Genomic DNA, 11,293 nt, shown 5'->3' on the forward strand with positions numbered 1-11,293 from the left:
TCAATTGTGACGATGCTTAGTCAGCAAGTTCAGCAAGACACATTTCATCAAAGATCTGATTAACCCATTGCTCAACACGAGCAGCTGTTAGCTCTGGTTGACGGTCTTCATCGATACATAAACCAACGAAGTTTGCATCATCAACTAATGCTTTTGATGCTTCAAATTCATAGCCAGCTGTTGCAAAATTACCAACAATTGTGCCGCCTTTGCTTTCAACGATATCACGTACTGTACCCATCGCGTCACAGAAGTACTCTGCGTAATCTTCTTGGTCACCACAACCAAAAATAGCAACAAGCTTGGTTGAGAAATCAACTTGCTCAAGCTCAGGGAAGAAATCATCCCAATCACATTGTGGTTCACCGTAATACCAAGTAGGAATACCTAGTAGTATCAGATCAAAGTTGTCGATATCTTCTTTGCTGCTTTTTGCGATATCTTTTACTTCAACTAGTTTGCTACCTAGTTGCTTCTGAATCATTTTAGCGACAGCTTCGGTGTTACCGGTGTCGCTACCAAAGAAGAGTCCAACGCTCGCCATAGTAGATATTACCCATATTAAATTGTTAACTGCTGCTGGCAGTTTACAGAAATCAGTATAAATGACGCAATGATAATTGCTGTTTGATGACGATTTGGTGTTTTTTCGCCCAAATATTATCACTGGTTATTGTTGCCCTTGACTAAGTAGGGCGCGATAGCATCTCGTTAATAGCGCCAGCTTACATATAAGCTGTTTTAATCGCATTACAGATCAATGAAAGCTATCAAACTTAACGCACTATATCACAGTAGAGTACGGGATTTAATAATTACTCTTGTAGTCTACTATAGTTAACAGCTGATTTTAATGAGCTGTTATTTGTGTTTATTGCGCTAAAAATTGATCAATAATTCGATTAACGGTGGTTGGCTTCTCGGCATGAAGCCAATGGCCACTATTAGCAACCACATGTGCTTTAGCGTGTGGAAATTGCGCCATAATCTCACTACGGTATTGAGGCTCAATATAATCAGACAACTGACCTTTAATAAATAACGTCTGCCCGTTAAAAGGTTGTGGTGCTGGTTGCCAACCCATAATTGTGGCGTAGTTAGCAATTAACCCTTCGACATTAAATCGCCATTGATAGCCGGTGTCGGTTTTGGTTAATGATTTTAATAAAAATTGACGCACACCAGCATCATCAACATAACGGGCTAAATAGTCTTCAGCTTGTGAACGCTTGGCTATAGAGTGAAGATTGACTTCACGCAATCCATTAAAGACATTTTGATGACGGTGTTCCGTGTAAGCAACGGGAGCGATGTCGATAACAATAAGATGGTTAATTCGAGCAGGCATGAGTGCTGCTAATGTCATTGCAACTTTTCCTCCCATCGAATGACCAATAACATCAAACTGATCAATGGCTAGATGATCGAGGGTCTCAATAATATCTTGCGCAAGATCAGCATAGTTAAATTGATCACTATGCGGGGATAAACCATGGTTGCGAAGATCGACACTGATCACTTGGTAATGGTGTTTTAATTCTCGGGCTAAAAGACCAAGATTATCTGCGCTGCCGAACAAACCATGGATCAAAACGATCGTTTTACCCTTGCCTTCAGCACGAAAATGAAGATTCACTGGCTATTTTCTCTAGTTAGGTGTGGTATTTACCATAGAGTATAACCTCGGATCAGGCTATAATCGTACCCAGAATTTTAAACGGAATGATAATGAATAATACCATGAAGACTATTGAGGTAGACGAAGAGCTATATCGTTTTATTGCTAGCCAAACTCAACACATTGGTGAAAGCGCTTCTGATATTTTACGTCGCTTGCTTATGGTGCCAGAAGAACAATTGCAATCAGACGTTGCTGTTGTAATGCCGGTTCGTCCTAAAGGCATCGTTGTGAGTCGAGATGCTGGTAATGAATCAACCATGGATCGCGTTAAAGAAATGCGTACCGTGCTAATTTCTGATGAATTTGCAGCGCAAGAAAAAGCCATTGGCCGTTTTATGCTGATCTTATCTTCTCTTTATCGCATTGATGCTGACGGCTTTGCTGAAGCGGCAGCCATTAAAGGGCGTACACGCGTTTATTTTGCGCATGACGAAGAAACGCTGCTTGCAAGTGGTAAAACAACCAAGCCTAAATCAATCCCAACGACGCCATTTTGGGTGATCACTAATACCAATACTGACCGAAAGCGTCAAATGATTGACCAATTAATGACGAAGATGGGCTTCAGTTCTGATATTATTGATAAAGTTTGTGGTGAAATATAATCACTATTGAGTTTTTACAAGGATAAGACAATGGCAATCCATCCTCGTGCGGGTCAACGCGCTCAGCAAGAAGATATGCATAATATTCCAGCACTTGTTGCTAATTATTTTCTCATTGAGCCAAATATTACCGATCCGCTACAAAAAGTAGCATTTGGTACGTCTGGACATCGTGGTACAGCAGACAAAGGTACCTTTAATCAGCACCACATTTGGGCAATTGCTCAAGCGATTGCTGAAGTTCGTCTAGCAAATGGTTTAACTGGCCCGCTATTTTTAGGTAAGGATACCCATGCTTTATCTGAACCCGCATTCACTTCAACATTAGAAGTGTTAGTGGCAAATAATGTTAAAGTTGTGGTTCAAGAAGGGTTAGGTTACACACCAACACCGGGCATTTCACATGCAATTCTTTGCCATAATAAAGCCCATGCTGATAAAGCTGATGGTATTGTCATTACTCCATCGCATAATCCACCACAAGATGGTGGTATTAAATATAACCCCGTTCACGGTGGCCCTGCTGAAAGTGAATTAACCACTGCGATTGAACAGCGTGCGAACGACATTATTGCTAATGGCATGGTTGACGTAAAGCGTGTTTCAATTACAGATGCTTTTGCGTCAGATCTTGTTGTAGAACAAGATCTTGTTGCACCTTATGTTGCTGATTTAGTCAATGTTATTGATATTGAAGCGATTCAAAAAGCAAACTTAAAGTTAGGTGTTGATCCTCTTGGTGGCTCAGGTATTGAGTACTGGCGTCAAATTGCACAGCACTACGCACTAGACTTAACTCTAGTTAATGAGTCTATCGATCCATCATTCCGTTTCATGTCATTAGATAAAGACGGTGTTGTGCGTATGGACTGTTCATCACCTTACGCGATGGCAGGCTTACTGGCTTATAAAGATAACTACGATCTTGCTTTTGGTAATGATCCTGATTATGACCGCCACGGTATTGTAACGCCGGCAGGTTTGATGAATCCGAATCATTATCTTGCAGTATGTATTGATTACTTATTCCGCCATCGTAGTGGCTGGAGTGATCAGGTTGCTGTTGGTAAAACATTAGTATCAAGCGCTATTATTGACCGTGTTGTGGCAGCATTAGGCCGTGAACTTGTTGAAGTGCCTGTTGGCTTTAAATGGTTTGTTGATGGTCTATACGATGGCAGTTTAGGTTTTGGCGGTGAAGAAAGCGCAGGTGCTTCTTTCTTACGTCAAGATGGTACGCCTTGGTCAACAGATAAAGATGGTATTCTTTTATGCCTATTAGCAGCAGAAATCACTGCGGTAACAGGTAAGAATCCACAGCAATATTATGATGAGCTTGCTGCTAAATTTGGTAGTTCAGAATATGCGCGTCTACAAGCTGTTGCTAATAAAGAACAAAAAGCAGTATTGAGCAAGTTGTCACCTGAAATGGTTGCAGCAACAACACTTGCTGGTGAGCCTATTCTTGCTCGACTAACGCATGCGCCAGGTAATGGTGCAGCGATTGGTGGCTTGAAAGTAACCACCGAAAACGGTTGGTTTGCGGCACGTCCATCAGGTACTGAAGATATCTACAAAATTTATTGTGAGAGCTTTAAAGGTAAAGAGCATTTAGCTCTTATCGAGCAAGAAGCACAAGATATCGTTAGTAAAGTATTCAGTGATGCTGGTTTGTAATTTAGCATTATAGCTAATACTAAAGACGAAAAAACGCCCATAGTTCACTTGGTTATTAAAGTGAACTCGGGCGTTTTTTTATAGCTGGTGATTATGCTGTGGCCAATGATTGGGTACGATAAACCACACTTGATTATCTTGGTCTATTGCTTGAGTTGGTACTTTAACCTCTGCAATATTAAGAGATGTGATAAGTTGAGAAAATAACGGTGGTGCTATCCATTGGCGTTTTTCAAGTATTTTTAAATTTAATGTTGTTGCTTGCGAGCAATAGCACCAACGGCCTTTAAAGCTGGTAGGATTTATAGGCATACCTGAGCCTGAGTGTGAATCGGGCCAAGCCGTAAATAACCGTCCTTGCATAATTAATCGGCGTTGGCCTGGGTATGGATAATTGAGACTCTGAAATGCAGCATGGTCGGTAAGTTGAAGCTGATGATCAACCATTCGATTCACTTTTTTATCTAAATTATCTTTAGCATTAGGACCAGGCCATTGATGTTCAAAGCTGAGATAAAATTTAATCGCCACTTCCCAATGTTCTATTTCATTGCTGCGATGATTATGGACTAAAAAATCAATCGCACCGACAGTTTGCTGTGATTGCAATTGGATCTCTTCACCAATAAGACTGTAATCGGGATGATGGATAATTAACTGCTGCCATAACCACTGATAATAAAAACCTAATCGAGTGTTACCGTGATAACTGACATTGGTTGGAATAACTGCCCGTTTGGAAAAATTTTGCAACCAGTGATCACTGATACTGTAATAACAGCTTGTGACAATATTGGGCATTATGAGTAGCGCATTAAAATCGGCATTGGTTTGATGATTAACACCGTCTTTTTGTAACATATTGACACACCTCTCAAGGTAAACGTTTTCTTTTCTGTTTTTGACTAATGATTGACCTGATTTCTGTAGTATTCTTTCATTTATTGGATTAAAGTATCACCAGGTTTATCGGGTCAGGAGTTAGCAATGTACACGCAGTTTTCAATGGCGAATATTATTTCTCGTCGTGTTTATACGGTTTTATTAGGATTAGTGTGTTTGCCGGTCCTGCTTTGTATGCCTGTGAATAAACGTACACGGTTAACCAGTTATATGTACCGTTGTTGGTCACAGACTAGCACTAAACCATTGTGGTTATCACGACTTGATTGTGGTACTCAGCGCCGCTAGTGATTTGATTGAGTATGACAATATCTTGTTGAAAAAGCTGCCGATGGCGGCTTTTTTTGTATTCCATATCATGCATGAGTTAGTACTTGATTGGTTTTGTTGATTGAGATTGTCATTAAAGGCTGATATTTTTTGAATATAGGGTGTTGTTGAATCAATAACATGACGTTATTTAAAAAAGGATGCACGATGAATAACCTGACATTAGAAGCTTTATTGAATGACTATCTATCACCACAGTTGATTAAAGATTATTGTCCTAATGGGTTACAAGTAGAAGGTAAGACTGAGATAACCAAGGTTATTACGGGTGTGACAGCTTGCCAAGCTCTGATTGATGCTGCTATTGCTGAAGATGCTGATGCTATTTTAGTTCACCATGGCTTTTTCTGGAAAGGTGAGGCTGCTGAAATACGCGGCATGAAATATCGTCGCATTAAGGCGTTAATTGAAAACGGTATTAATCTCTACGCTTACCATTTGCCACTTGATGTTCACTTACAGGTAGGTAATAACGTTCAATTAGCACAGCGTTTAGGTTTGAGTGTTATCGGCGGGTTAGAAGTTGGTAATCCACGTTCGATTGCGATTTATGGTGATCTTGATACGCCCCTAACAGGCGAAGAATTTGCAGCACGAATTGCAATGGCATTACAACGTGAACCATTGCATATTGGTGACAATGCACCAGCGTTAATCAAGAAAGTGGGTTGGTGTACTGGTGGTGGTCAAGATTATATTGAACTTGCAGTACAGCAAGGCTGCGATGCATTTATTTCAGGTGAAGTATCAGAGCGTACAACCCATATTGCGCGTGAATTAGGCATCCATTATTTTGCAGCAGGGCATCATGCAACAGAGCGTTATGGTGTGAAAGCACTCGGTGAGTGGTTAGCACAACAGCATGGTATGACGGTTGAGTTTATTGATATTGATAATCCAGTATAACTAATTACTCTGATGAGATTGATAGTTATATTTTTGTTTTAAATAATAAAAAAGGTTGAGCTTTGGTCTCAACCTTTTTATTTTCTCGAACCTCGAACCTCGAACCTCGAACCTCGAACCTCGAACCTCGAACCTCGAACCTCGAACCTCGAACCTCGAACCTCGAACCTCGAACCTCGAATCTCAGTTACTCTCGTTCGTAAAGTGGCTTAAACTCACGTTGTGAATAACCGGTATATAGTTGACGTGGACGACCAATTCGGTTGGTTGGATCACTGTGCATTTCATTCCAATGCGCAATCCAGCCAATCACACGTGACATTGCAAAAATAACCGTAAACATTGATACCGGAATACCAATTGCTTTAAGAATAATACCTGAATAGAAATCAACATTTGGGTAAAGCTTCTTACTGACAAAGTATTCATCTGACAGCGCAATACGCTCAAGCTCCATAGCAACATCAAGCAATGGATCATCAATTTTAAGCTCTTCAAGCACTTCGTGGCATGCTTCACGCATAACCGTTGCACGTGGGTCGTAGTTTTTATATACCCGATGACCAAAGCCCATTAGGCGGAATGGGTCATCTTTATCTTTGGCACGTTCAATAAACTCAGGAATATTTTCTACGCTACCAATTTCTTCCAGCATTTTGAGGCAGGCTTCATTAGCACCACCGTGTGCAGGACCCCAAAGTGAAGCAATACCCGCTGCAATACAAGCAAATGGGTTGGCGCCAGAAGAGCCCGCTAAGCGCACCGTTGAGGTGGATGCATTTTGCTCGTGATCAGCATGAAGAGTGAAAATTTTGTCCATTGCACGCGAGACTACCGGGCTAACTTCATATTCTTCACATGGTGTAGCAAACATCATATGCAAGAAATTCTCTGCATAATCTAGGTCATTTCGCGGGTAAATAAATGGCTGGCCGGTGGTGTATTTATGACACATTGCAGCCAATGTTGGCATTTTTGATAGTAGCCTAAACGCCGTTATTTCACGGTGAAGATCATTATTAATATCTAATGAATCATGATAGAACGCTGATAATGCACCGACCACGCCACACATAATTGCCATAGGGTGAGCATCACGGCGAAAGCCATGGAAGAAACTGGCAATTTGCTCATGAACCATAGTATGACGGGTAACTGTGGTGCGAAATTTTTCGTATTCAGCACGTGTTGGTACTTCACCATAAAGGAGAACGTAACAAACTTCTAAGTAATCAGCATTATTGGCTAATTGATCGATAGGAAAACCACGATGTAGCAGAATTCCTTTATCGCCATCAATATACGTGATTTGAGATTCACATGAGGCAGTTGCTAGAAAACCTGGATCAAATGTAAAAAAACCGTTTGCGCCTAGTTTTCGCACATCGATTACATCTTGGCCCTCTGAGCCCTCGATAATCGGCAGTTCGATAGGTGCTTTCCCTTCTATATGAAGAGTAGCTTTCTTATCTGCCATAACAATCTCCTTTGTTATTTGTATAATCCTGAATCCGAAGCGGATGTATATTTGTTGTACCGCTAGGTGAGCCAATTGTCAATTTTTGTGTTCATCAATGTGCGCTTGTTAATAACTTTTCTATATTTGTGTTATTTTTGTGAAGTTTGTGTTTAATGTCATGTAGGTAAGTTTGTTTTTGAATGTTACGCTAGGTATAGTTGTTTGACATTTGGTTATGATATAGATGACATGTTGTTAATAAACTGCGATGGGAATGCGGTTGAAAGACAAAGCGATTATATTGCTCAACACTTTGCTTTTAATGATAGCGCAGCATTTTTAAAACGGTTTCTTGATAGCTCACTATAGAAACAATCAAAGAGTTTAATAAAAAAATAAAATGCTTCAATGAAGCTGAGTGAGCAAAATGTGAAAGTAAAGAAGCCTAGACCCGTCAACCTCGACCTACAAACAATACGCTTTCCTTTAACAGCGATAGCGTCGATTCTCCACCGAATTTCTGGCGTGATTACGTTCGTCTCTATTGCCATTTTATTGTGGCTATTGAACTTATCATTGTCTTCCCCCGAAGGTTTCGCTACCGCAGCCAGTATTACCAATAGTTGGGTAGTGAAATTTGTGCTGTGGGGGATTCTAACCGCTCTGTTTTATCATATCGTCCTTGGTATTCGTCATTTATTGATGGATCTTGGCTATTTTGAAGAAATGGAAACGGGCCTTGCTAGTACCAAGGTAAGTTTTGTCATTGTGGCAATATTATCGGTATTTTCAGGAGTATTAGTATGGTAGCCAATGTTTCTTCTGTTGGACGTAATGGCGTACATGATTTTATTTTAATTCGTGCAACAGCCATTATTCTGACCTTGTACACCATTTATCTAGTGGGTTTTTTTGCTTTTGGCCCAGAAATAACTTTCTCATCGTGGCAAGACTTTTTTGGACAGCTAACGACCCAAGTTTTTACTCTGCTAGCTTTAGGATCGATTTTAATTCATGCGTGGATTGGCTTATGGCAAGTATTGACTGACTATATAAAACACGCCGCGTTAAGAGCGTGCTTTCAGTTTTTAATTGTCGCGATTTTATTTATTTACCTATTTTCAGGTTTCTTGATTGTGTGGGGTGTGTAGTGAGCATTGCTGTTCGTGAATTTGACGCTGTTGTTATCGGCGCTGGTGGTGCAGGGATGCGTGCTGCACTCCAAATATCAGAGCAGGGCTTAAAATGTGCCTTGCTATCAAAAGTATTCCCAACCCGTTCTCATACGGTATCTGCACAAGGGGGGATCACTGTAGCATTAGGTAATTCACATCCCGATAACTGGCAGTGGCATATGTATGACACCGTCAAAGGTTCTGATTATATTGGTGATCAGAATGCGATTGAGTACATGTGTGAAAATGGTCCTAAGTCTGTGATTGAACTTGAAAAAATGGGATTACCTTTTTCTCGATTTGATGACGGTAGTATTTACCAACGTCCATTTGGTGGCCAGTCAAAAGAATTTGGTGGTGAGCAAGCCGCGCGTACTGCAGCGGCGGCAGACCGTACAGGTCATGCGTTGTTACATACCCTTTATCAGCAAAATATTAAGCATAAAACCACAATATTTTCTGAGTGGTATGCGCTTGATCTCGTTAAAAATTCAGAGGGAGCTATTTTAGGCTGCACCGCGTTGTGCATGGAAACAGGCGAAGTGTGCTACTTCAAAGCTAAAGCGACTATTCTAGCAACCGGCGGTGCTGGTCGTATTTATGCATCAACCACTAATGCTCATATCAATACTGGTGATGGCGTCGGCATGGCACTGCGTGCTGGTGTACCAATGCAAGACATGGAAATGTGGCAATTCCACCCTACAGGTATTGCAGGTGCCGGTGTATTAGTTACCGAAGGTTGTCGCGGTGAGGGTGGTTATTTATTAAATAAAGATGGTGAGCGCTTTATGGAGCGTTACGCACCTAACGCGAAAGATTTAGCCGGACGTGATGTGGTAGCACGCTCGATGATGGTTGAAATCCGTGAAGGACGCGGGTGTGATGGTCCATGGGGTCCACACTTGAAGTTAAAACTTGATCATTTAGGTAAAGACGTACTTGAATCACGTCTACCTGGTATTTGTGAGCTTTCGCGCACCTTTGCTCATATCGATCCTGTTAAAGAGCCGATTCCGGTTATTCCTACGTGTCACTACATGATGGGCGGCGTACCGACTCAAGTGTCAGGCCAAGCATTAAAACAAAATGCAGCTGGCATAGATGAAGAAGTTCAAGGCCTATTTGCTTGTGGTGAAATCGCCTCAGTATCTGTGCATGGTGCCAACCGCTTAGGAGGTAATTCGCTACTTGATTTAGTGGTGTTTGGTCGTGCAACCGGCTTACACCTTGGCGAAACCTTAGCAGCTCAAGCAGAAGCAACGCCAGCCACTGAAGCCGATATTGAAGCTTCTCTTGCGCGTCTTAATCGTTGGAATAATACCCAAGAAGGTGAAGACCCCGTTCAAATTCGTAAAGATCTGCAAGCCTGCATGCAAAATAACTTCTCGGTATTTAGAGAGGGGGAGGCAATGGCTGCAGGGCTAGAAGAGCTTAAAGCGATTCGTGAACGTTTACAGCATGCGCGATTGGATGACACCTCAACAGAGTTTAATACTCAGCGAATTGAATGTTTAGAATTAGATAACTTGATGGAAACAGCAATGGCAACGGCTATTGCTGCAAATTACCGCACAGAGAGCCGTGGTGCGCATGCTCGGTTTGATTTCCCTGAACGCGATGATGCTAATTGGTTATGCCATTCGATTTATAATCCTGAAACGGAAGCGATGACAAAACGTGATGTCAATATGACGCCGATTCATCGTGAAGCATTTCCGCCTAAAGCGCGTGTTTACTAACGGGAGACAACAACGATGAAACTGAATTTTTCAATTTACCGTTATAACCCTGATGTTGATGATGCTCCGCACATGAAAGGCTATCAGCTTGATGTGGCTGATGGCTCAGATATGATGGTGTTAGATGCGTTAATTTTGCTTAAAGAACAAGATGCAAGTTTGTCTTTCCGACGTTCTTGCCGTGAGGGTGTATGTGGCTCTGATGGTATTAATATGAACGGTAAAAACGGCTTAGCATGTATTACGCCGTTATCTGCGCTAATGACCAGCGATACCATTGTGATTCGTCCATTACCTGGATTGCCGGTGATTCGTGATTTAATCATTGATATGGAACAGTTTTATAGTAACTATGCGAAAGTAAAACCTTTTTTAATTGATGATGCGACATTGCCGCCTGCAAGAGAAAATTTGCAAGCGCCGGAAGATCGCGCGCAGTTAGATGGACTATACGAATGTATTATGTGTGCTTGTTGTTCGACAGCATGCCCATCATTTTGGTGGAACCCAGATAAATTTATTGGCCCTGCTGGCTTATTAGCGGCTTATCGATGGTTAATTGATAGCCGTGATACTGCAACCGATGAACGATTATCTGATCTTGATGATGCATTTAGTGTTTTTCGTTGCCATGGCATAATGAACTGTGTAAATGTCTGTCCGAAGGGATTAAATCCTACCAAAGCGATTGGACACATAAAATCTATGCTGCTTAAACGAGCAGTTTAAAAATATCGATATGTTAGTGAGTCGATGCAGTTTGCAGGCTCGCTAACGGGAATGCTCGGTATTAGACCGATGCCAATGGCGATAAA

12 protein-coding genes are annotated in these 11,293 nt (G+C 41.4%); 8 read left to right on the forward strand and 4 right to left on the reverse strand.

Going from position 1 to position 11,293, the window contains the following annotated elements; genetic code table 11:
* Window positions 1–16: 16 nt before the first annotated feature.
* Both fldA and G6R09_RS07055 read right to left on the reverse strand, forming a co-directional pair.
* Window positions 17–544, reverse strand: a complete 528-nt coding sequence (gene fldA / locus G6R09_RS07050; protein WP_065166375.1) for a flavodoxin FldA — start codon at window positions 542–544, stop codon at window positions 17–19.
* A 327-nt stretch (window positions 545–871) separates the two neighbouring features.
* Window positions 872–1,636 carry an alpha/beta fold hydrolase gene (locus tag G6R09_RS07055; RefSeq protein ID WP_065166374.1) on the reverse strand — a complete coding sequence of 255 codons (765 nt, stop codon included), beginning with the start codon at window positions 1,634–1,636 and terminating at the stop codon, window positions 872–874.
* Between the two features lie 104 nt (window positions 1,637–1,740).
* Between G6R09_RS07055 and seqA the strand changes: the two genes are divergently transcribed.
* Together seqA and pgm are read left to right on the forward strand one after the other, a co-directional pair.
* Complete coding sequence (gene seqA / locus G6R09_RS07060) at window positions 1,741–2,286, forward strand: replication initiation negative regulator SeqA (protein ID WP_163921407.1); 546 nt, start codon at window positions 1,741–1,743, stop codon at window positions 2,284–2,286.
* A gap of 30 nt (window positions 2,287–2,316) precedes the next feature.
* Window positions 2,317–3,963, forward strand: coding sequence for a phosphoglucomutase (alpha-D-glucose-1,6-bisphosphate-dependent) (pgm, locus tag G6R09_RS07065; protein WP_065166373.1), 1,647 nt, complete (start codon window positions 2,317–2,319; stop codon window positions 3,961–3,963).
* Between the two features lie 78 nt (window positions 3,964–4,041).
* On the opposite strand, the gene G6R09_RS07070 is transcribed toward pgm, so the two are convergent.
* Entirely contained in the window at window positions 4,042–4,824 is a 783-nt protein-coding gene (locus G6R09_RS07070) for a DUF1853 family protein (protein ID WP_163921410.1), read from the reverse strand.
* A gap of 126 nt (window positions 4,825–4,950) precedes the next feature.
* Here G6R09_RS07070 and G6R09_RS07075 point away from each other — a divergent pair, with 126 nt between their 5' ends.
* Window positions 4,951–5,154 carry a DUF2517 family protein gene (locus tag G6R09_RS07075; protein ID WP_065166371.1) on the forward strand — a complete coding sequence of 68 codons (204 nt, stop codon included), beginning with the start codon at window positions 4,951–4,953 and terminating at the stop codon, window positions 5,152–5,154.
* A 189-nt stretch (window positions 5,155–5,343) separates the two neighbouring features.
* A complete protein-coding gene (locus tag G6R09_RS07080) occupies window positions 5,344–6,102 on the forward strand; it encodes a Nif3-like dinuclear metal center hexameric protein (protein ID WP_065166370.1) in 759 nt (252 codons plus the stop codon).
* Between the two features lie 187 nt (window positions 6,103–6,289).
* Here the strand turns inward: G6R09_RS07080 and G6R09_RS07085 are convergent, their stop codons facing one another.
* Window positions 6,290–7,579: a citrate synthase gene (locus G6R09_RS07085; RefSeq protein WP_163921413.1), complete on the reverse strand. Its 1,290-nt coding sequence runs from the start codon at window positions 7,577–7,579 to the stop codon at window positions 6,290–6,292.
* A 390-nt stretch (window positions 7,580–7,969) separates the two neighbouring features.
* Between G6R09_RS07085 and sdhC the strand changes: the two genes are divergently transcribed.
* Genes sdhC through G6R09_RS07105 form a run of 4 tightly spaced genes read left to right on the forward strand, consistent with a single transcriptional unit; the run spans window position 7,970 to window position 11,207 of the window.
* Window positions 7,970–8,371, forward strand: coding sequence for a succinate dehydrogenase cytochrome b556 subunit (sdhC, locus tag G6R09_RS07090; RefSeq protein ID WP_065166369.1), 402 nt, complete (start codon window positions 7,970–7,972; stop codon window positions 8,369–8,371).
* The gene (gene sdhD / locus G6R09_RS07095) at window positions 8,365–8,712 is read left to right on the forward strand and encodes a succinate dehydrogenase, hydrophobic membrane anchor protein (protein ID WP_065166368.1); all 348 of its coding nucleotides are present in this window, start codon (window positions 8,365–8,367) and stop codon (window positions 8,710–8,712) included. Before sdhC ends, sdhD begins: the two co-directional genes overlap by 7 nt.
* Window positions 8,712–10,478: a succinate dehydrogenase flavoprotein subunit gene (sdhA, locus tag G6R09_RS07100; RefSeq protein ID WP_065166367.1), complete on the forward strand. Its 1,767-nt coding sequence runs from the start codon at window positions 8,712–8,714 to the stop codon at window positions 10,476–10,478. The genes sdhD and sdhA overlap by 1 nt, the downstream gene beginning before the upstream one ends.
* A gap of 15 nt (window positions 10,479–10,493) precedes the next feature.
* The gene (locus tag G6R09_RS07105) at window positions 10,494–11,207 is read left to right on the forward strand and encodes a succinate dehydrogenase iron-sulfur subunit (protein ID WP_163921428.1); all 714 of its coding nucleotides are present in this window, start codon (window positions 10,494–10,496) and stop codon (window positions 11,205–11,207) included.
* The last annotated feature ends 86 nt before the right edge of the window (window positions 11,208–11,293 follow it).

Origin of the sequence: Photobacterium sp. Alg240-V54, from assembly GCF_900537155.1 — a bacterium.
In the GTDB taxonomy this organism is placed as follows: Bacteria; Pseudomonadota; Gammaproteobacteria; order Enterobacterales; family Vibrionaceae; genus Photobacterium.

Bases quoted from the DNA above. Each gene is read 5' to 3' on its own strand.
- fldA (WP_065166375.1), bottom strand. From the start codon at position 544: ATGGCGAGCGTTGGACTCTTCTTTGGTAGCGACACCGGTAACACCGAA.
- seqA (WP_163921407.1), top strand. From the start codon at position 1,741: ATGAAGACTATTGAGGTAGACGAAGAGCTATATCGTTTTATTGCTAGC.
- pgm (WP_065166373.1), top strand. From the start codon at position 2,317: ATGGCAATCCATCCTCGTGCGGGTCAACGCGCTCAGCAAGAAGATATG.
- G6R09_RS07070 (WP_163921410.1), bottom strand. From the start codon at position 4,824: ATGTTACAAAAAGACGGTGTTAATCATCAAACCAATGCCGATTTTAAT.
- G6R09_RS07075 (WP_065166371.1), top strand. From the start codon at position 4,951: ATGTACACGCAGTTTTCAATGGCGAATATTATTTCTCGTCGTGTTTAT.
- G6R09_RS07080 (WP_065166370.1), top strand. From the start codon at position 5,344: ATGAATAACCTGACATTAGAAGCTTTATTGAATGACTATCTATCACCA.
- G6R09_RS07085 (WP_163921413.1), bottom strand. From the start codon at position 7,579: ATGGCAGATAAGAAAGCTACTCTTCATATAGAAGGGAAAGCACCTATC.
- sdhC (WP_065166369.1), top strand. From the start codon at position 7,970: ATGAAGCTGAGTGAGCAAAATGTGAAAGTAAAGAAGCCTAGACCCGTC.
- sdhD (WP_065166368.1), top strand. From the start codon at position 8,365: ATGGTAGCCAATGTTTCTTCTGTTGGACGTAATGGCGTACATGATTTT.
- G6R09_RS07105 (WP_163921428.1), top strand. From the start codon at position 10,494: ATGAAACTGAATTTTTCAATTTACCGTTATAACCCTGATGTTGATGAT.